General features: G+C 63.7%; 20 protein-coding genes and 1 pseudogene. 15 read left to right on the plus strand and 6 right to left on the minus strand.

The window, feature by feature from the left end; genetic code table 11:
• Positions 1-53 precede the first annotated feature (53 nt).
• Positions 54-416, plus strand: a pseudogene (locus HW466_RS14485) (DNA adenine methylase); the annotation flags it as partial.
• 55 nt (positions 417-471) lie between these two features.
• On the opposite strand, the gene HW466_RS14490 reads toward HW466_RS14485, so the two are convergent.
• The 4 genes from HW466_RS14490 to HW466_RS14505 all read right to left on the minus strand — a co-directional run bounded on the left by HW466_RS14490 (position 472) and on the right by HW466_RS14505 (position 5,178).
• Positions 472-1,425, minus strand: coding sequence for a hypothetical protein (locus HW466_RS14490; protein ID WP_151003707.1), 954 nt, complete (start codon positions 1,423-1,425; stop codon positions 472-474).
• Positions 1,361-2,440 (minus strand): DUF3696 domain-containing protein, encoded by a 1,080-nt coding sequence (locus HW466_RS14495; protein WP_151003709.1) that lies wholly within the window; start codon positions 2,438-2,440, stop codon positions 1,361-1,363. The genes HW466_RS14490 and HW466_RS14495 overlap by 65 nt, the downstream gene beginning before the upstream one ends.
• Positions 2,433-3,626 carry a DUF262 domain-containing protein gene (locus HW466_RS14500; protein WP_203385161.1) on the minus strand — a complete coding sequence of 398 codons (1,194 nt, stop codon included), beginning with the start codon at positions 3,624-3,626 and terminating at the stop codon, positions 2,433-2,435. The genes HW466_RS14495 and HW466_RS14500 overlap by 8 nt, the downstream gene beginning before the upstream one ends.
• 304 nt (positions 3,627-3,930) lie before the next feature.
• Positions 3,931-5,178 (minus strand): tyrosine-type recombinase/integrase, encoded by a 1,248-nt coding sequence (locus HW466_RS14505; protein WP_151003711.1) that lies wholly within the window; start codon positions 5,176-5,178, stop codon positions 3,931-3,933.
• Between the two features lie 178 nt (positions 5,179-5,356).
• Between HW466_RS14505 and HW466_RS14510 the strand changes: the two genes are divergently transcribed.
• The 5 genes from HW466_RS14510 (at position 5,357) to HW466_RS14525 (ending at position 7,866) form a co-directional block, all read left to right on the plus strand.
• A complete protein-coding gene (locus tag HW466_RS14510) occupies positions 5,357-5,671 on the plus strand; it encodes a Dabb family protein (protein ID WP_059449937.1) in 315 nt (104 codons plus the stop codon).
• Positions 5,668-6,147, plus strand: a complete 480-nt coding sequence (locus HW466_RS14515; RefSeq protein ID WP_059449936.1) for a PaaI family thioesterase — start codon at positions 5,668-5,670, stop codon at positions 6,145-6,147. Before HW466_RS14510 ends, HW466_RS14515 begins: the two co-directional genes overlap by 4 nt.
• Before the next feature lie 109 nt (positions 6,148-6,256).
• A complete protein-coding gene (locus HW466_RS32105) occupies positions 6,257-6,391 on the plus strand; it encodes a hypothetical protein (protein WP_269112259.1) in 135 nt (44 codons plus the stop codon).
• Between the two features lie 40 nt (positions 6,392-6,431).
• Positions 6,432-7,391 (plus strand): alpha/beta hydrolase, encoded by a 960-nt coding sequence (locus HW466_RS14520; RefSeq protein ID WP_151003713.1) that lies wholly within the window; start codon positions 6,432-6,434, stop codon positions 7,389-7,391.
• A gap of 34 nt (positions 7,392-7,425) precedes the next feature.
• Entirely contained in the window at positions 7,426-7,866 is a 441-nt protein-coding gene (locus HW466_RS14525; RefSeq protein WP_059449934.1) for a GNAT family N-acetyltransferase, read from the plus strand.
• A gap of 14 nt (positions 7,867-7,880) precedes the next feature.
• On the opposite strand, the gene HW466_RS14530 is transcribed toward HW466_RS14525, so the two are convergent.
• The gene (locus HW466_RS14530; protein ID WP_059790427.1) at positions 7,881-8,726 is read right to left on the minus strand and encodes an NRDE family protein; all 846 of its coding nucleotides are present in this window, start codon (positions 8,724-8,726) and stop codon (positions 7,881-7,883) included.
• Between the two features lie 76 nt (positions 8,727-8,802).
• Positions 8,803-9,837 carry a CAF17-like 4Fe-4S cluster assembly/insertion protein YgfZ gene (gene ygfZ, locus HW466_RS14535; RefSeq protein WP_174905730.1) on the minus strand — a complete coding sequence of 345 codons (1,035 nt, stop codon included), beginning with the start codon at positions 9,835-9,837 and terminating at the stop codon, positions 8,803-8,805.
• 77 nt (positions 9,838-9,914) lie between these two features.
• Between ygfZ and mltG the strand changes: the two genes are divergently transcribed.
• The 9 genes from mltG to HW466_RS14580 all read left to right on the plus strand — a co-directional run bounded on the left by mltG (position 9,915) and on the right by HW466_RS14580 (position 18,523).
• Entirely contained in the window at positions 9,915-10,934 is a 1,020-nt protein-coding gene (gene mltG, locus HW466_RS14540; protein ID WP_059449931.1) for an endolytic transglycosylase MltG, read from the plus strand.
• Complete coding sequence (gene tmk / locus HW466_RS14545; protein WP_059449930.1) at positions 10,934-11,554, plus strand: dTMP kinase; 621 nt, start codon at positions 10,934-10,936, stop codon at positions 11,552-11,554. The genes mltG and tmk overlap by 1 nt, the downstream gene beginning before the upstream one ends.
• Positions 11,555-11,572: 18 nt before the next feature.
• Entirely contained in the window at positions 11,573-12,601 is a 1,029-nt protein-coding gene (locus tag HW466_RS14550) for a DNA polymerase III subunit delta' (protein WP_059547420.1), read from the plus strand.
• A 79-nt stretch (positions 12,602-12,680) separates the two neighbouring features.
• Positions 12,681-13,460 carry a TatD family hydrolase gene (locus tag HW466_RS14555; RefSeq protein WP_151006955.1) on the plus strand — a complete coding sequence of 260 codons (780 nt, stop codon included), beginning with the start codon at positions 12,681-12,683 and terminating at the stop codon, positions 13,458-13,460.
• 43 nt (positions 13,461-13,503) lie between these two features.
• Positions 13,504-14,214 (plus strand): ankyrin repeat domain-containing protein, encoded by a 711-nt coding sequence (locus HW466_RS14560; protein ID WP_059449927.1) that lies wholly within the window; start codon positions 13,504-13,506, stop codon positions 14,212-14,214.
• A 119-nt stretch (positions 14,215-14,333) separates the two neighbouring features.
• On the plus strand, positions 14,334-14,690 hold the full coding sequence (locus HW466_RS14565; RefSeq protein WP_059449926.1) for a Rap1a/Tai family immunity protein: 357 nt from the start codon (positions 14,334-14,336) through the stop codon (positions 14,688-14,690).
• Between the two features lie 97 nt (positions 14,691-14,787).
• Positions 14,788-15,960 carry a mechanosensitive ion channel family protein gene (locus tag HW466_RS14570; protein ID WP_059503157.1) on the plus strand — a complete coding sequence of 391 codons (1,173 nt, stop codon included), beginning with the start codon at positions 14,788-14,790 and terminating at the stop codon, positions 15,958-15,960.
• Between the two features lie 33 nt (positions 15,961-15,993).
• Positions 15,994-17,169: an AAA family ATPase gene (locus tag HW466_RS14575; protein ID WP_059503156.1), complete on the plus strand. Its 1,176-nt coding sequence runs from the start codon at positions 15,994-15,996 to the stop codon at positions 17,167-17,169.
• Positions 17,170-17,458: 289 nt separating this feature from the next.
• Complete coding sequence (locus tag HW466_RS14580; protein WP_059449923.1) at positions 17,459-18,523, plus strand: glycosyltransferase family 4 protein; 1,065 nt, start codon at positions 17,459-17,461, stop codon at positions 18,521-18,523.
• The last annotated feature ends 28 nt before the right edge of the window (positions 18,524-18,551 follow it).

Raw genomic sequence — 18,551 nt, forward strand, 5'->3', positions numbered from 1 at the left:
CAATTTTCGATGAAAAAACTTGCCGCAAACGGGTCAGTTTTGGTCGGCTATCAACAGCCGCGCATCTTCGACTGGCAAACACATTCGTAGAGCGTCTGGATTGGGCAGCCTGCATCGATCGATACGACCGCCCGCATACGCTGTTCTACTTGGATCCGCCGTATTACGAGACGGAAGGGTATGGCGTGGCGTTTCCGTTCGTGGAATACGAGAAGCTGGCGCAGCGCTTGCGGTCGATCAAAGGGCGCGCGATCGTGAGCCTCAATGATCATCCCGATATTCGGCGTGTGTTCGACGGATTTCACATCGAGACCGTGCCGATTCAATACACGGTCGGTGGTGGGAGGGGCGTCGAGCGAAACGAGTTGATCATCTTCAATTGGGACGACGCTGCGCAACCGGTTGGTCTGTTCTAAGTTACGATGCCGGTGTGAACCTTCGCGCCGGCGTCGCACTTATGCGCCGCCATTCTTAAAGTGTCAGGTGATCTGCCAATATCCCTATAATAACTTTTGTGCCTGTTTCGATTTTGACATTTTCTGGCCTTCCTTTTCGTGCATAAAAGTGAATTCGGCCGCACGTGTTGGTTATTTTTGCGTGCCATTCGCAGCGCAGCTTCTCGCCATTGATTTTGATGTCGCGCTCTTCCATAGCGTCACCGTTTTTTCTGGTCTTAGGGCTCTCTGGAGAGATTGTCACTCCCTTCGAACCTGCATTTGCTATGATTACGTGATCTTCATCAGAGTCGAAATGATCCGAAGCAAAATCATTTAGATACGAGAAGTAATCAATTATCGATCGAACATGCTCTGTATACGGAACGCCAAGGTTTTTTAGCTTATCGGGCGACTCGTGGAAATAGAGGTTTGGGAACATTCCATTGCAGAAAAATGCGAAATGTTTTTGCTCGATCTTTGCTGCGATAAAATGCTTGCGTATTGCTGTCGGAAGATGAGAGGGTGCCGAAACCAGATGCATTCTCGCATCGTCCCACCAATCCGATGGGTCTGGGTGTACGCTCGCGAGTAGCGCACCCGAGCCATCGCTTTTAAGCACCGAAATCCCAATGCCTTCGGCTGTGTCGCTGGTGCCGCTCTCCGGAAGAGAATTCCATTTCGATATTAGTATTTGTAAGCGTACAACCAAGTCTCGGGAGCCACTGTTGGCATCGGAGAATAGTTCTTCATTTATATTTTTTCCGTCCAATTCAAGGGAGTAAAATTTTTCATCTTGAATTCCGATTACGTCCATAATCTCAGGGTCGGCGGATTCTGCTGCCGAAATCAGGCTGTCTAGATCTCGCTGATTCTTCTGTATATCGAACACTAATCTCGAAAAATCTATCTCATCAAGAATCAACTTAGCCTTTTGCATTTTTTTTGGCAAGCTCGCGAAGATTGATCGACATTTGATCGAAGAAGCCATTTGGCCATTTCGACAGCTTTCCGTCGGGCAGTACGGCTATATCTTCTATTTCCGTTTCCTCGTCGCGGTTCTTTGAGAAATACTTTATTGAGATGTTGTCGGGTTCAACAATTTCGGTGTGTTTCGCTGCGATACGAATGCCGTCTATGAAGTGATCGCTGTGCGTTTCAACAATTACTTGTAGGCCGCAAGAGGATGCAAGCGCCACCAACTGGCCAAGGCATGTTTGACCGCGTGGGTGCAGATGGGCTTCTGGGTTTTCGATCAAGAGGAGACCGCCTTGTTGCTGTAAGGAAGTGAACCAAGATCTGACACGCCAGTCAGAGTCGTCTTCTCCCATCGTCCCAGACATCGTCAGGAGGCAGAGCACTATAGGCATGACGTAGCTAATTCCAAATCCCGAGTTTGTGGGTCTGGCGCCGTCTACCTGTAGCTGAGATGCGTCGTACCTCTTCAAAACATCGAAATCGAGCTTAATGCCTGGAGAAATTTCGCCCATCCACTTCGTTAGCTGATGCTTGAGGGTGTTCGCCGCAGCTTCACCGTGGCGTAGAGGTTCTGCAACGATCATTCGTTCGAGGATAGAGGCGTAGTGGGCCGAGTATTCGCCGTGAACTCCGACGGTCATCGCCGCAATATCTTCCCTCATTGCTGGCAGTTGGACGCGAGGCCCATAGCGATCCGCGCAAACAAACTGGGCAAGGGGTAGCATCTCGGAGTGAGTAATCTCATGCCTCGATTCGAACAAACTCAGAACAGTCTTTCTGTTTTGTATCTCGAGGGTGATTGACATGGTCTCGTCGCTCGCAGACAACCGTGATTTCAATTCACCATATCCTCCATATCCATCGATATACGGATTGTCGTAATCTCGTGCGGCCAGGCACATCCGAACCGCCTGCATCAAGCTGCTTTTTCCGGAGTTGTTCAGTCCTGCAAGGACTGTCAGTCGCCCGAGCTTGGTTTCGCACGATCGGAAGGATTTGAATGCGTTTATTTGAATTGAATTAATCATTGCTCGGCTTAAATTCGTTTAGCAATTCAACAATTTTGGTATATCTGTTCTTTACGCCAATCAGATCTCCGCCATGCCGTCCGATTGAGTCGATGAAGTCATCGTCGTAATCGAGTAGATCGTAATACTTTATTTGGAATTCCTTCTTTCGCGAAATGATCGCGGCGAAGAAGTCATCCGATATTCTTGAAAAGCAGAACATCCACATTTCAAAGAGTGATTTGTTTACTGGTGTGCGACGCTGATCGCCCCGCGAACGGCGAAATGCGTGATCGCCAAATAACATCTTGTTTCGCGACAGCGCCATCTCGAATGTGGACGAGATTCGCACTCGGTCATACGGGTTAACTTTGTCAAATGTTATGTCTCCGTTTATCCATCGCATGGTGTCGGAGAGGAATGAATCCATGTCGCCCTTAAAGGCTCGCCAGCCTCTTATATTAAAGGAAAGGTACCGTATAATTAGTTCGCGGCCGGCCATGCGATTGTCTTTCACGGTTTCGCCGATAACGGATTTGTATTCGTTCGAGTTGACGAGTAGCTTAAGTAAATCGGTTGCCTCGCCCTGGTACAGTGCATGGCGGATTTCTTGGGCGGAGAGTCGCATCCCACCGGTATTAATTCTTTTGAAGATATTCCTCTTCACCTTTTCGGGTGTGTCTGGGTTTATTATGGTGAACGATAATTCCGCTTCCATGATGTTATTAATGATTCTTGCGACGTTCATCTTTTTCTCGATGTCGAAGAACATTTTTCCATCGAAGAGTTCTCCCCAGAATTCGAGGCCCTTCAAGGCAAATCCCTTTCCATCGTCATCCGGCCCAAGAATAAAATCGCGAATCGTAGTCAGCCGTTGCAGCCCGTCCACGACCTCCCAGACACCATCCTTGTCCTCTGAAACATAGAACATTGGCAATGGAATTCGCAACATCATCGATTCGATCAATAGACTTTTCCGCTGATCGTCCCAGACATAATTGCGCTGAAAGCTCGGTGCAAGTTTGATCGTCGAGTTTCGGATACGGCGCAGCACAGTATCTAACGCGACGACCTTAGACGAAATGGATATTGATGCCGGATCGAAAGGCTCATGGGTAGAGAAGTGTTCCGTCTCCTCTTGCTCTACGCCAGCCTTCATCCCTTCGTCGGCAAGTTCCTCTGGAGCGGCGTTTGTTTGGATCGTCACTGTACTGTTCCCCTACGGTCGCCTCCCTCGGGAGGCAAGATGCCAAGCATGGTGATGCGGGGATTCTATCTGAAGGACGTTGTTGCGCTGCGCCCTTGCGGTCGAATCCTTGTCGACACGAACTTGCAAGCGTCCCTCACGTAATGCAGGCTGTGAGCGTTCAAATGATCGCGCCTGAGGCAGAACAAGCCGTCAAATCTCTGGGAGCACCCGGGGAAGGGCTTTCCCGGCGCGTGATGGTTCGCGGAGGCATGTGACCGGGTTTCGGCGTAGTTTCCTCTGGCGGAACCCGTCCCTTTGAGACTCAGGCACCGCTGCATAATTTGTCATCAACAGAAGCGGCCACGGTACCGTTGTTTGTCCCGGCCTCTTCCTCGACAACATCTAGCCAGTTCGCCCACGCCTGCATCATGTCCCGTCGCTCTGGCAAGTACTTGGCGTGGTTGTACGTCGAGCGAGTCTTGTCCTTGTCCTTATGCGAAAGCTGTATCTCGACGACTTCGTCCTTCCAACCCATCTCATGAAGGTTCGTCGACGCGGTTGCTCGGAAGTCGTGGCCGGTTATCGGTTCGGGGTTATGCTGCATCATGGGATCGAGCGCCCGATTGATTGTTGCTCGACTCATGTGGGGGCGCTTCCGATTGCTATGAAGGATCGGCAGGATATATCCGCGATCGCCGTAGATTTCCTGCAACTCGCGTAGCAGACTGAGCGCTTGCGTAGGAAGCGGAACGATGTGCAGCCGTCGCGACTTGATCTTCTCCGGCGGAACTCGCCACTCGGCGGCGGCCAGATCGATTTCCTCCCAGCGCGCTCGACAAAGCTCGGCCGTTCTCGGAAACAGCATCATCAGCAGGCGGATCGCAATCGTGGTTCTCCTGCTCCTGTACATAGGCAATTGCCGAAAGAGCGCCTTCAGTTCTTCACGACTTAGCGGCCGAGCATGCTCGGTCGGCGGCTTGAGAACTGCTCCGCGCAACACCGAGGCTGGATCGGTGTCGGCGCGAAGTGTGATCACCGCGTACTGGAACACGTTGGATACGTACTGACGCAGTTTGATCGCTACGGAAGGGGAGCCGCGCTTTTCGACCCGACGCATCAACGTAAGCACCTCGTGCGCGGTAATAGAGCGCATCGGGCGGTTCCCGATGTACGGGTAAGCGTCTGCTTCGAGCATGCGCTGAATCTCGCCCAAGTGCCGCTCCGTCCACGTCTTGCGCTTCTTCTCCAGCCACTCGTCGCTGATGGCACGAAAAGTGGCTTTGCCTTCGCTAATGCGCGCAGACAAGACTTCCCGTCGTGCATGGGACGGGTGTAGCCCCTTTTTGACAAGTTCACGGGCATCGTCGCGTGCTACGCGCGCGGCCTGAAGGCTGATGGCGGGATACTCGCCGATCGCGAAGACATTTTCCTTTCCGGCAATTCTGTACTTGTACCGCCAGAGCTTCGAGCCGGACGGCTTTACCAGCAGATACAGTCCATTGCCATCGGTAAGTTTGGTAGGCTTGTCGCCTGCCTTTGCTTGTCGGATCTTGATGTCGGTAAGTGGCACGGTGGAAAAGGGGGTATCGTCTCTGGATGGTTGAAATGATCCCCCCTTTTGTACCCCCTTTTTTCTCGGCTGGACACGATTTTCGGCGAACGTAAGCGAACAACGGAAGGGTGTAGAGCACCCAACTGGTAAGGGTTTGGCGCAAATTCCCGAACCAACACGAACAGGAGCGAACGAAGTGATCAGACATATCGTCATGTGGAAGCTGAAGGAATCGGCGGAAGGCGGCACGCGCGCGCAGAACGCGCTGAAGCTGAAGGAAAAGCTCGAAGGCTGCCGCGACATCGTGCCTGGCATCCTGCAACTCGATGTCGGCATCGCGACGCCCGGCCTCGAAGCGACGTCGGACGTCGTGCTCGTGTCCGATTTCACGGACCAGGCCGCGCTCGATGCGTACCAGGTGCACCCGGTTCACCAGGAGGTGAAGAAATTCGTCGTGGCCGTGGCCGAATCGCGCCAGTGCGTCGACTACCTGTCCGACAGCGCACGATGAGCAACGCGGCATCCCCGACGGACGGCCCGTCGATCGAAAGCCCGTTCGTCGATCTCCTCGGCGTGCGGCTCGTGTCCGCGAAGGATGGTGCGAGCGAGATCGTGCTGCCGCTCGACGAGCGGCACATGAACACGTGGAGCATCGCGCACGGCGGCGTGACGATGACGCTGTCGGACATCGCGCTCGCGATGGCGGCCCGCAGCCTGACCGATGACGGCGTCGGCGTCGTCACGGTCGAGATGAAGGTGAATTTCATGCAGCCCGGCCGCGGCGAGTTGCGCGCATACGGGCGCGTGATGCATCGTTCGACGACGATGGCGTACTGCGAAGGCGAAGTACGCGACAGCGACGGCAACTTCGTCGCGAAGGCGCTCGGCACGTTCAAGTACATGCGGCGGCTCGCGGTGGGTCGCGACATCAAGCGGCAACGCACGCGCACGGCGCCGGACGCGCAGCCCGGCCCGAGCGACGCGTAAGCGCCGGGACGTGCGGCCCTGCCTGGTCACGGGCAGGGCCGTTTCTTTTTACGGCACGGATTCGCAGCGGGACGGCGTCACGGTGAGAGCGAAACCAATGAAGCGGGCCATGAATGCGATCAACCGCCAGTTCCTGATCGTGTCATGCCCGCAACGCGCGGCGAGCGCCGACGATTTCCGGGTCGCCGAAACGCCGCTGGTGCTGCTCGTGCCGCTCGTCCGATCCGCGCGTGGCATCATGTGACGCTTGTCCGTTCACGGCGCCGCACGCGCCGTTCTCCCCGATGCCGCTGAATCCGAAGATCGCCCAGATACTCGACATGGTCGAGCGCGCGAAACGCCCGTCCTATCACCACCAGACGCCGCAGCAGGCGCGCGCCGCGTACGAGAAGAGCGCACCCATCCTCGACGTCGCGCCCGCGCCGATGCATTCGGTCGAGAGCTGCGTCGTGCCGACGCGCGATGGCCGCACGATCGGCGCTCGGCTCTATCTGCCCGTCGAGCCGAGCCTCGCCGAACCGCTGCCGGCGCTCGTCTATTACCACGGTGGCGGCTTCACGGTCGGCAGCGTCGATACGCATGACGCGCTGTGCCGCATGTTCGCGCGCGACGCCGGGTGCGCGGTGCTGTCGGTCGACTACCGGCTCGCGCCCGAACACCGCTTTCCGACCGCGGTGAACGATGCCGACGACGCGTTGCGCTGGCTGCATCGCGAGGCCGCCGCATTCGGGATCGACGCGACGCGGCTCGCGGTCGGCGGCGACAGCGCGGGCGGCACGCTCGCGACCGTCTGCGCGGTGCTCGCGCGCGACGCGGGCATCGACCTTGCTCTGCAGTTGCTGATCTATCCGGGCGTGACGCGCGACCAGGACACCGAGTCGCACGGACGGCTTGCGAACGGCTATCTGCTGACGCAGGACACGATCCAGTGGTTCTTCACGCAATACGTGCGCGATCCCTCCGACCGGGACGACTGGCGCTTCGCGCCGCTCGACGGCACGCGTGGCGCGCCGTCGTTCGCCGGCGTGGCGCCGGCCTGGATCGCGACGGCCGAATACGATCCGCTGAGCGACGAAGGCGCCGCATACGCGGACAAGCTGCGCGCGGCCGGCAATACGGTAACGCTGGTCTGCTATCCGGGGATGATCCACGAGTTCTTCAAGATGGGCGGCTACGTGCCGGAGGTGCGGGCCGCGCATGCCGACGCGGTGGCGGCGCTCAAGGCCGCTTTCGACGACGATTGACGGCAGCGGCGCCGGGCGCCGCGCGGAGGAAGCGATGACCGACGGCTGGGTGGAAACGGGCGACTGGGCCGTGCTGGGCGGCGACGCCGCACGTATTCGCGATGCGGTGTTCGTGCGCGAGCAGCGCATTCCGCCGGAATGGGAACTGGACGACGAGGATCCGGTGTCGCTGCACGCGGTTGCGTACCGGGTCGATGCGGCGACCGGCGCGCGCCGCGCGGTCGCGACGGGACGGCTGCTGCGCACCGGCACGATCGGCCGCGTTGCGGTGCTGGCCGACGCGCGCGGGCAGGGCGCGGGATCGGCCGTGCTGCATGCACTCCTGGACGCGGCGCGGCAGCGCGGCGAGCCGATCGTACGGCTCTACGCACTGGTTGCCGCGGTGCCGTTCTACGTGCGGCACGGCTTCGCGGCGATCGGCGAACCGTTCGTCGAAATCGGCGTACCGCACGTCGAGATGGTGCGCGCACCCTAGCGCGCGCCTTGGGCTCAACGCGGCTGCGTCGCGTCGATGTCGAACGTGAACGCGCGCTCGAAACTGCCCGGCCGAACGGTGCGGTGCGAGCCATCGTCGTCGCAGCGTTCCTTGATGTCGACCGTCAGCCGCACGCCTTCCTTCATCGTCACGCGCAGCGCGGTCGTGCCGCGCGTGCCGTATTCGGGCGTCTCGATGAACGCAGCCGACAGTGCCCGCTCGCGCTCGAGCGGAATGCCGGTGTGCGGCAGCGCGTCGTCGTCCGCGACGTGCGGATCGCGCATCAGCTCGATCAGCTCGTCGAGCGACGGGTTCGGGTTGTCGGTCAACAGCGTGCCGAGTTCCGCGCGCTTGCGCACGACTTTCGGCCAGGGCGTATCGAGCCGCGCGTTCGACAGCGCATGCACGCCGGCGCCGATCGCGACCGGCGCCGCAACGCCGGTCTCGCCCTCGGCCGCGCGATTGCAGAACCACGCGAGCTCGCGCCGCTTCCAGTCGCCGACCAGCAGGTTGAAGCCGTTGTATACGGCCGCGTGCTCGGCCAGCTCGCCGAGATAGTCGAGCGGCGCGATGGACGGGCCGCGCAGGAAATCCGACACGAGCTTGCCGCGGGTCGGCGCGCCTGCGCGAATGTCGAACGGCGCACGGTAATTCGTCAGCGCCGCGAAGCGACCGTCGCGCGACACGCCGAGCCAGGTGCCGCCCGCTTCGAGATCGCGGCCGGCGAGCACGCCCGGCACATCTTCCCACCAGGAAAGCGGCGCACTCGTACGGCGAAAGAATTCGTCGCGGTTGGCGGTCAGGGTAAAGACAGGACCGGCGGCGGCATCAGGCTGCCAGTCGAAGGCAATCAGACACATCGGGCGAATCTCTCGCAGGAAACATCGTGCGCCGGCCACGATCGGGGAGCCGGCGTGCGAACGGGTTGTCAGTGCGTCACGCTTGCGTCGGCCATGCGTACGGCAGCGCGTCGAACGCGAGTGCCGCACCGTCGGCCGAACCGAGGTGCACCGTGCCGGTGTCGAGCGCGGCCAGCTTGATCTCGACGAGTGCGTCGACGCCGCCGGCCGGCGCGGCCGCCGCGTTGACGATCATCCCGCACGGCTGGCCCGGGTCGTCGCTGTGGAACAGCTCGACGCCGGCATGCACGGTGTCGGTCTCGCCGGCGACGTGCGCGAGCGCGGTACGGCGCTTGATCGTGCCGCGGTACTGGCTGCGCGCGACGACTTCCTGGCCCGGGTAGCACCCCTTGCGGAAGTTAACGGCACCGATCACGTCGAAGTTGACCATTTGCGGCACGAACTGTTCGACGGCCGGCTGCGTGATGCGCGGCTCGCCCGCGCGCACGTCGAGCCAGTCCCATACCGCAGGCGACACGACCGGCAGCGTGCCGGCGAGCGCGGCGAGACGCGCGTCGACTTCCGCGCGCGGCCCGATCCACAGGTAGCGTTTGCGGCCGGCCGCATCCGGCACGCGGATCAGCGCGCCGGCCGGGCCGTCGACCTTCACGTGCACGCCGTCGGGCAGCGCGTCGAAGATGCCCGACAGCGCGTTGCGCACGTCGCCCGCGAAGCCGACCACCGCGAGCGCGTCGCTCGCGTCCGTCAGTTTCGCCTTTGCACGCAGCACGAACATCGACAGCCGTTTCTGCACCGCAGCCTGGACGTCCTTCGACACAAGCAGGCGCACGCCGTGACCGGCGCGCCATGCGAGGAACGACGCAAGCAGGCGGCCTTTCGGCGAGCAATAGCCGGACAGGCGCGCGCTCGCGGCATCGAGATGCTCGATGTCGTTGGTGAGCTGGCTGTGCAGGAACGTCGCGGCGTCGTCGCCGGCCACGTCGATCACGCCGAATTGCGGGAGCGGCATGTACGCGCCCGGCGCGTCGAAATCTTCGGCGGACGGGCGGGAAAAAACGGGGAGCGAGACGGAAGCGGGCTGGGTAGCCGGTGAAGCGAACGGTGTGCTCATGGAATGAGGGAACAGTCAACCCTGACTTTGACGAAGGCGAGCAAGTATTATATGGGTCTTACCTGAGTCTCGTTTCCATGTCCCTACTGAAGAAATGCGCCGCGACTGTCGTGGCGCTGGCCGTCGTTGTGGCCGCTGCCGGCGCGGGCGGCGGGTATTACTGGGCGACCCGGCCGCTGCTGCTGGGTGCCGCATCGCTCGACGTCACGATCAAGCCGCGCAGCAGCGTGAAGAGCGTCGCGCTGCAGCTCAAGCGCGGCGGCGTGCCGGTCGAGCCGCTCGGCTTCGTCGCGATGACGCGCGTGCTCGGGCTGTCGAGCCGGCTCAAGTCCGGCAACTACGAATTCAAGACCGGCATCACGCCGTACGAGGTGCTGCAGAAGATCGCGCGGGGCGACGTGAACGAATACGTCGCGACGGTGATCGAAGGCTGGACCTTCAAGCGGATGCGCGCGGAACTCGACGGCAATCCCGATCTCGCGCACGCGACGGCGGGCATGAGCGACGCCGAACTGCTGCGTGCGATCGGTGCGCCGGAGAACGTGATTCAGCGTGGCAGCGGCGAAGGGCTGTTCTTTCCCGACACCTACCTGTTCGACAAGGGCACGAGCGACCTGAACATCTATCGTCGTGCGTATCATCTGATGCAGACGCGTCTCGACGAAGCGTGGGCCGCGCGCGTGCCGGGGCTGCCGTACAAGACGCCTTACGAAGCGCTGACGGTCGCGTCGATCGTCGAAAAAGAGACGGGCCACGCGGCCGATCGCGCGTTCGTCGCCGCCGTGTTCGCGAACCGGTTGCGCATCGGGATGCCGCTGCAGACCGATCCGTCCGTGATCTACGGCCTGGGCGACGCGTATGACGGCCGCCTGCGCAAGCGCGACCTGCAGGCCGACACTCCTTACAATACCTACACGCGCCGCGGGCTGCCTCCGACGCCGATCGCGCTGCCGGGCGTCGCCGCGCTGCAGGCGGCAATTAATCCGGCCCAGACGAGCGCGCTCTATTTCGTCGCGAAGGGCGACGGCACGAGCGTGTTCTCGGACACGCTCGGCGACCACAACAAGGCCGTGGACAAGTACATACGAGGTCAATAATGGCGAGCGGTAAATTCATCACGTTCGAAGGGATCGACGGGGCGGGGAAGACCACCCACCTGCAATGGTTCTGCGAACGTCTCCAGGCGAGGCTGGCCGCGAGCGGCCGACAAGTCGTCGTCACCCGCGAGCCGGGCGGCACGCAACTGGGCGAGAAGCTGCGCGAGATCCTGCTGAACCAGCCGATGGATCTCGAGACCGAAGCGCTGCTGATGTTCGCCGCGCGCCGCGAGCACCTCGCGCTCGTGATCGAGCCCGCGCTCGCGCGCGGCGACTGGGTCGTGTCCGATCGCTTCACCGACGCCACGTTTGCATACCAGGGCGGCGGCCGCGGGCTGCCGCGCGACAAGCTCGAGACGCTCGAGCGCTGGGTGCAGGGCGGTTTCCAGCCCGACCTGACGGTACTGTTCGACGTCGCGCCGCAGGTGGCGAGCGAGCGCCGCGGCGCCGCGCGCATGCCCGACAAGTTCGAAAGCGAGTCCGACGCATTCTTCTCGCGCACCCGCGGCGAATACCTGCGGCGTGCGCAGGAGGCGCCGCACCGCTTCGCGATCATCGACGCGACGCAGACGATTCCCGAGATCCGCGAGCAGCTCGAACGCGTGCTCGCCACGCTGTAACACGAAGGAACGCACCACATGATCTATCCGTGGCAGACCGACGACTGGAACCGCCTGCAGCAACTGCGTGCACAGTGGCCGCATGCGCTGCTGCTGCACGGCCAGGCCGGGATCGGCAAGCTGCAGTTCGCGCAGCATCTCGCGCAGGGCTTCCTGTGCGAGGCGCCGCGGCCGAACGGCGAGCCGTGCGGCACATGCGCGGCCTGCACGTGGTTCGCGCAGGGCAATCATCCGGACTACCGGATCGTGCTGCCCGAGGCGCTCGCGGGCGAGGCGCCGGGCGCCGTCGACGACGCGAAGCCGGCCGACGCGGACGAAGGCGGCAAGAAGACGCGCACGCCGAGCAAGGAGATCAAGATCGAGCAGGTGCGTGCGTTGCTCGACTTCTGCGGGGTGGGTTCGCACCGCGGCGGCGCGCGCGTCGTCGTGCTGTACCCGGCCGAGGCGCTGAACGTCGCCGCGTCGAACGCGCTGCTGAAGACGCTGGAGGAGCCGCCGTCCGGCGTCGTGTTCCTGCTGGTGTCGGCGCGCATCGACCGGCTGCTGCCGACCATCATCAGCCGCTGCCGGCAGTGGCCGATGACCGTGCCGGCGCCCGACGCGGCCGCGGCGTGGCTCGCCGCGCAAGGCGTCGACGATGCGCGCGCGCTGCTCGCCGAAGCCGGCGGCGCGCCGCTCGCCGCGCTGGCGCTCGCGAGCGACGAGAATCGCCCGCTGCGCGATTTCACGCTCGGCCAGCTCGCCGCCGGCGCCGCATGCGACCCGTTCGCGTGCGGCGAGACGCTGCAGAAGCTGCCGGTGCCGCTGGTGCTCGGCTGGCTGCAGCGCTGGCTGTACGATCTGCTCGCGCAGCGCATGGCGGGCGCGCCGCGCTACTTTCCGATGCAGGCAGCCGCGCTCGCACGATGCGCCGAGGCGGTCGACGCGAATGCGTTCGCGCGCTTCATGAAAGCCGTGACGCGGCAGCGCACGGTCGAGAACCATCCGCTCAATGCCCGCCTCGTATTCGAGGAACTGTTTCTCGGTTATCGGGAAATGTTCGCATGAGCGAGAATTGTTTCCTTTGGGTGAGGAAACGATTGCCCGCGAGCGCATGAGCGCCCGCGAACCGTATTCAGGAAACACGATGTTCGTCGATTCTCACTGCCACATCAATTTCAAGGGTCTCGCCGACCGCCTGCCGGCCGTGCTGGAGAACATGCGCGAGCACGACGTCACGCACGCGCTGTGCGTGTCGGTCGACTTCGAGACGCTGCCGGACGTGCTCGCGATCGCCGACGCGCACGACAACGTGTATGCGTCGGTCGGCGTGCACCCGGATCACGAGGATGCACGGGAGCCGACGCTCGCGGAGCTGGTCGAGCTGGCCGCGCACCCGAAGGTCGTCGCGATCGGCGAGACGGGCCTCGACTACTACCGCCTCGAAGGCCGCTCGATCGCCGACATGGAGTGGCAGCGCGAGCGCTTTCGCACGCACATCCGCGCGGCGACCGCGACGATGAAGCCGCTGATCATCCATACGCGCTCGTCGTCGGAGGACACGCTGCGGATCATGGCCGAGGAGCGCGCGGACGTGCCGGGCGGCGTGATGCACTGCTTCACCGAGCCGTGGCCCGTCGCCGAGCAGGCGCTCGCGCAGAACTTCCATATCTCGCTGTCGGGGATCGTCACGTTCAAGAACGCGACCGACGTGCAGGACGTCGCGCGGCGCGTGCCGCTCGACCGGCTGCTGATTGAAACCGACTCGCCGTACCTCGCGCCGGTGCCGTATCGCGGCAAGCCGAATGAACCTGCGTACGTCAGCCATGTCGGACGCTTTATCGCATGCGAGCGAGGGATCGCCGTCGAGGCGCTCGCCGATGCGACGACACGCAACTTTTTCCGGCTGTTCAAGATCGCCCGCTGACGACGCGCGGCCAGCCGACAACCCAGGGAAGGAGCCCACAACAATGACGAAGCCGACCACATACCTGCCCAAGCGCGCACTCGTCGCCGCCGCGCTCGTCGCGAGCGGCCTGCTGGCCGCCGCCGGCGCGCATGCCGAGTCGCTCGACGCGATCGTCAAGGCGGTCAAGTTCGACGACATCGCCGACATCGGCAAGCAGCTCAAGAGCGGCAAGCTCGATCCGAACACGCTCGCGCCGAACGGCGACCCGATCCTCGTGATCGCCGCGCGCGAGAAGTCCGACAAGGTCGCCGCCGCGATCGCCACGACACCGAACGTCGATCTCGAGAAGGAAGACAAGGCCGGCGAGAACGCGCTGATGCTCGCGTCGCTGAACGGCGACGTCGGGCTCGTCAAGCTGCTGATCGACAAGGGCGCGGAAGTCAGCAAGAAGGGCTGGGCGCCGCTGCACTACGCGGCGACCAACGGCCAGGACGAGGTCGTCAAGATCCTGCTCGACCACGACGCGTATATCGACACCGCGTCGCCGAACGGCACGACGCCGCTGATGATGGCCGCGCGCGGCAACCACGCGTCGACGGTGAACCTGCTGCTCGACCAGGGTGCCGATCCGCAGGTGAAGAACCAGCTCGGCATCACCGCGCTCGAGTTCGCGAAGCATTACAACGCGCCGGACGCGATCGACATCCTGAGCAAGCGGACGGTGCGCGTCGGTGCATCGGCGCCGGCAGATGCCCAAAAGAGTGCAAAATGACGGTTTCGGCGCGGTGGCCCAGCGCCCGGCCGGCCGCAACCCGGCCGGCAGCGGGCGGGCGGCCGCCGCGCCGGTCAGCGCAGTGAGCGGCCTCGGGCCGCATTGACATAAGGAACACCATGTTGCGGGCTATGTTTTGTGCCGCGGCGTTCGCCGTGCCGTTGTCGGCGGCGGCTTTCACGGGCGCGGATCTCGATCGGCTGTGCGCGAAGACGGACGTCAAGTCGCGGGCGTCGTGCGCGGCCTACATCGAAGGCGCCGCCGATGGCGTCTACAACACGATCGATGCGATCGGCGGCACCACGGGGCCGCGCGTCGGGCAGTATTTCTGCCTGCCGCCCGACATCCGGGCGCAGCAGATGACCGACGCGGTGCGCAAGTACATCGCGGAGAATCCGAGGCTGGCCGACTACAACGCGAGTACCGCGGTGTCGCTCGGTCTCGGCAAGGCGTTCCCCTGCCGGGGCGGCAGCTGATCTGACTGCCGGGTCCGGGCACGCGCGTTGCCCGGACGTCGCCGACGCATCCAGGACGAGGCCGCCGAGCCTCATAACCGAAGCATCCCGGGCGCCGATGGTTTCAATCGAGGAATTGCAGCGCATCGCCGATGCGCCGTTGCATGCGTGGCTCGGCACGCTGGGCGTGTCGGTCATCGTCGTGCTTGTCGTCGTGATCGTGCACCGTGTCGGCGCACGCATCGTCAAGCGCATCGCGCAGCCGTATCCGTTGATGAGCGTGATCCTGCGCTACATCGACAAACCGTCGCTGGTCACGCTCGCGCTGCTCGCGCTCGAGTTCCTGTGGCTTCAGGCGGACGAAGGCATGTCGTTCGTGGGCGGCATGCGGACCGCGGCCGCGGTCGGCTCCATCGTGTCGCTGACCTGGCTGCTGGTGCGGCTCGCGGCCGGCGTCGGCGATGCGATCATCCAGGCTCATCCGATGGATGCGGTCGACAATCTCCACGCACGGCGCATCCACACGCAAGCCAAAGTACTCGTGCGGACCGTCATGGTGCTGATCGTGATCATCGGCACCGGCGCCGCGCTGATGACGTTCCCGAACGTGCGCCAGGTCGGCGCGAGCCTGCTGGCGTCGGCCGGCGTCGCGGGGCTGGTCGCCGGTATCGCCGCGCGGCCGGTGCTCGGCAACCTGATTGCCGGGCTGCAGATCGCGCTCACGCAGCCGATCCGGCTCGACGACGTCGTCGTGATCCAGGGCGAGTGGGGGCGCATCGAGGAAATCACCGGCTCGTTCGTGTCGGTGCGGCTGTGGGACCAGCGCCGGCTCGTGGTTCCGCTGCAGTGGATCATCGAAAACCCGTTCACGAACTGGACGCGCAGCAGCTCGGAAATCATCGGCACGGTGTACCTGTCGGTCGACTACCGCACGCCGCTCGCGCCGCTGCGCGAGGAGCTCGCGCGGCTCGTCCATGCGGCGCCCGAGTGGGACGGCCGCGTGCAGGTGCTGCAGGTGACGGACGCGACCGAGCGCACGATGCAGTTGCGCGCGCTCGTCAGCGCGGCCGACTCGTCGGCGTGCTGGGATTTGCGCTGTCGTGTGCGCGAGGGCTTGATTGCCTATCTGCAGACGCGCTTTCCGCAATGCCTGCCGCGTAGCCGGATGGAACTGTATCCGCACGATTCGGCGCCGGGCGAGCCGAGCCCCGAACGGCCGCATGCGCGGCCGCCCGCTGCCAGCACGGCGGCCAACACCGCGGCCGATCCGAAGGCCACAGAAGGCCGCTGAACGCGTGCCGGTAACCGCCGTCATCTTGCTTCCATGAACGCGCTGAACACGCTCGCCATCGCCAACTACCGCTCGCTGCGCGAGCTGATCGTGCCGCTTGCGGCGCTCACCGTCGTCACGGGGCCGAACGGCAGCGGCAAGTCGAGCGTGTATCGCGCGCTGCGGCTCCTCGCCGATACGGCGCAGGGGCGCGTGATTCCGTCGCTCGCGCGCGAAGGCGGGCTGCCGTCGACGCTGTGGGCCGGACCGGAGCGCTTTTCGCGCGCGATGCTCGATGGCGATGCGCCGGTGACGGGCACGGTGCGCAATGGGCCCGTGAGCCTCAAGCTCGGCTTCGCGGGCGACGATTTCGGCTATGCAATCGATCTGGGCCTGCCGGTCCCGAGCCGTTCGCAGTTCGCGCTCGATCCCGTCGTGAAGCGCGAATGCATCTGGGGCGGCGCGTTGCTGCGTCCGTCGACGCTGCTGGTCGACCGGCAGGGCGCGCAGATTCGCGCGCGCACCGGTTCGGGTGAGTGGCGCACGGTGCCGCAGCCGGTCGCAAGCTTCGACAGCATGATGACCGAGTTCGCCGATCCGGTGGGCGCGCCGGAAATGATCGCGGTACGCGAGCGGATCCGGTCGTGGCGCTTCTACGACCATTTCCGCACCGATGCGCAGGCGCCGGCCCGGCAGTCGCACATCGGCACGCATACGCCGGTGCTCGCGGACGACGGCGCCGATCTGGCCGCCGCGCTGCAGACGATTCGCGAAATCGGAGATGCCGCCGCGCTCGATGCGGCGATCGACGATGCTTTCCCCGGCGCATCGATCGATATCGACAATCCGGGCAGCCGCGGTCGCTTCGACGTGCTGATGCGCCAGCCGGGGCTGCTGCGACCGTTGTCGGCCGCCGAGTTGTCGGACGGCACGCTGCGCTACTTGCTGCTCGCGGCCGCGCTGCTCACACCGCGGCCGCCGGCGCTGATGGTGCTCAACGAACCGGAAACGAGCCTGCATCCCGACCTGTTGCCGGCGCTTGGACGCCTGATCGCGCAGGCCGCGCAGCATTCGCAGGTGCTGGTCGTGTCGCACGCGGCACGGCTCATCGCGACGCTCGAACGCGAGGCCGGCTGCGAGTCGCTGGTGCTCGACAAGCAGCTCGGTGCGACCGTGCTGGTCGACGCCGATACGCGCGACCTGCCGCCGTGGAAGTGGCCGTCGCGCTGACGGGCGAGACGGTGCGGGCGGCCGGTCTTTCGCCGCATGCCGCCGGCAGTCCGTCGCCGGAAGCCCGCGGCCCCCGGTCCAGCCGCCGCCGATCCGGTACGGGCGGCCCGGCCAGCGAATGTATCCTGTCTGTAACAACGCCCATAAAATGAAAGCCCGGTGCTTCCGGGTGTCGGGATCGCGAATAATAATGAGATATTCGGCTGGCGCGAGACCCGCCGCATGCCGCCCCGAGCGCGGTGTGCGCCGGTCCGGTGCCGGCCGGCCGAGGACACAGGAGACGTCGACCATGAGAATTGCGCAGATCGCCCCGCTGACCGAATCCGTGCCGCCGAAGCTGTACGGCGGCACGGAGCGCGTCGTGTCCTACATTACCGAGGCGCTCGTCGACCTCGGTCACGACGTGACGCTGTTCGCCAGCGGCGATTCGACGACCCGGGCGAAGCTCGAACCGGTGTGGCCGCGCGCGTTGCGGCTCGACTCGTCGATTCGCGACCGCGTCGCTCCGCACATGCTGCTGATGGAGACGGTCGCGCGCCGCGCGAAGGATTTCGACGTGCTCCATTTCCACATGGACTACTACTCGTTTTCGGTTTTCAACCGGCAGGACACGCCGTTCGTGACGACGCTGCATGGCCGGCTCGATCTGCCCGAGCAGCAACCGGTGTTCGACACGTTCAACACCGCGCCGGTGATCTCGATCTCGAATTCGCAGCGCCAGCCGCTGCCGCAGGCGAAATGGCTGACGACCGTGTACCACGGGCTGCCCGACGCGCTGTACCTGCCGCAGCCCGTCGAGCCGCGCTATCTCGCATTCCTCGGCCGCATCTCGCCGGAGAAGCGGGTCGACACGGCGATCCGCATCGCGAGCCAGTGCGGGCTGCCGATCCGGATCGCGGCGAAGATCGACGCGGCGGACCAGGAATACTTCGAACGCGAGATCAAGCCGCTGTTCGCGCTTCCGCACGTCGAATACATCGGCGAGATCGCCGATCACCAGAAGGCCGAATTCCTGTCGGGCGCGCATGCGCTGCTGTTTCCGATCGACTGGCCGGAGCCGTTCGGGCTCGTCATGATCGAGGCGATGTCGTGCGGCACGCCGGTGATCGCGTTCAATCGCGGCGCGGTGCCCGAGGTGGTCGACGAGGGCGTGTCGGGCTTCATCGTCGAGGACGAGATCAGCGCGGTGGCCGCCGTGAACCGGCTGCACCTGCTGCCGCGCGCCCGCGTGCGGCAGCGCTTCGAGGAGCGCTTCACGTCGCGGCGGATGGCGCAGCAGTACGTCGACGTGTATCAGTCGTTGATCCGCGCGCAGAAGCGCTCGCGCTTCAAGGTGATCGATTCGACGACCTGACGCGCAACGCGCGCGGATGAAAAAACGG

The sequence above is a fragment of the Burkholderia territorii genome (assembly GCF_902833055.1).
GTDB classification, from domain to species: domain Bacteria; phylum Pseudomonadota; class Gammaproteobacteria; order Burkholderiales; family Burkholderiaceae; genus Burkholderia; species Burkholderia territorii.

Excerpts from the sequence above, each read along its gene's own strand:
- HW466_RS14490 (WP_151003707.1), bottom strand. The coding sequence starts at position 1,425 with ATGGCTTCTTCGATCAAATGTCGATCAATCTTCGCGAGCTTGCCAAAA.
- HW466_RS14495 (WP_151003709.1), bottom strand. The coding sequence starts at position 2,440 with ATGATTAATTCAATTCAAATAAACGCATTCAAATCCTTCCGATCGTGC.
- HW466_RS14515 (WP_059449936.1), top strand. The coding sequence starts at position 5,668 with ATGAGCAACGCGGCATCCCCGACGGACGGCCCGTCGATCGAAAGCCCG.
- HW466_RS32105 (WP_269112259.1), top strand. The coding sequence starts at position 6,257 with ATGAATGCGATCAACCGCCAGTTCCTGATCGTGTCATGCCCGCAACGC.
- HW466_RS14520 (WP_151003713.1), top strand. The coding sequence starts at position 6,432 with ATGCCGCTGAATCCGAAGATCGCCCAGATACTCGACATGGTCGAGCGC.
- HW466_RS14525 (WP_059449934.1), top strand. The coding sequence starts at position 7,426 with ATGACCGACGGCTGGGTGGAAACGGGCGACTGGGCCGTGCTGGGCGGC.
- HW466_RS14530 (WP_059790427.1), bottom strand. The coding sequence starts at position 8,726 with ATGTGTCTGATTGCCTTCGACTGGCAGCCTGATGCCGCCGCCGGTCCT.
- ygfZ (WP_174905730.1), bottom strand. The coding sequence starts at position 9,837 with ATGAGCACACCGTTCGCTTCACCGGCTACCCAGCCCGCTTCCGTCTCG.
- mltG (WP_059449931.1), top strand. The coding sequence starts at position 9,915 with ATGTCCCTACTGAAGAAATGCGCCGCGACTGTCGTGGCGCTGGCCGTC.
- tmk (WP_059449930.1), top strand. The coding sequence starts at position 10,934 with ATGGCGAGCGGTAAATTCATCACGTTCGAAGGGATCGACGGGGCGGGG.
- HW466_RS14550 (WP_059547420.1), top strand. The coding sequence starts at position 11,573 with ATGATCTATCCGTGGCAGACCGACGACTGGAACCGCCTGCAGCAACTG.
- HW466_RS14555 (WP_151006955.1), top strand. The coding sequence starts at position 12,681 with ATGTTCGTCGATTCTCACTGCCACATCAATTTCAAGGGTCTCGCCGAC.
- HW466_RS14560 (WP_059449927.1), top strand. The coding sequence starts at position 13,504 with ATGACGAAGCCGACCACATACCTGCCCAAGCGCGCACTCGTCGCCGCC.
- HW466_RS14565 (WP_059449926.1), top strand. The coding sequence starts at position 14,334 with ATGTTGCGGGCTATGTTTTGTGCCGCGGCGTTCGCCGTGCCGTTGTCG.
- HW466_RS14570 (WP_059503157.1), top strand. The coding sequence starts at position 14,788 with ATGGTTTCAATCGAGGAATTGCAGCGCATCGCCGATGCGCCGTTGCAT.
- HW466_RS14575 (WP_059503156.1), top strand. The coding sequence starts at position 15,994 with ATGAACGCGCTGAACACGCTCGCCATCGCCAACTACCGCTCGCTGCGC.
- HW466_RS14580 (WP_059449923.1), top strand. The coding sequence starts at position 17,459 with ATGAGAATTGCGCAGATCGCCCCGCTGACCGAATCCGTGCCGCCGAAG.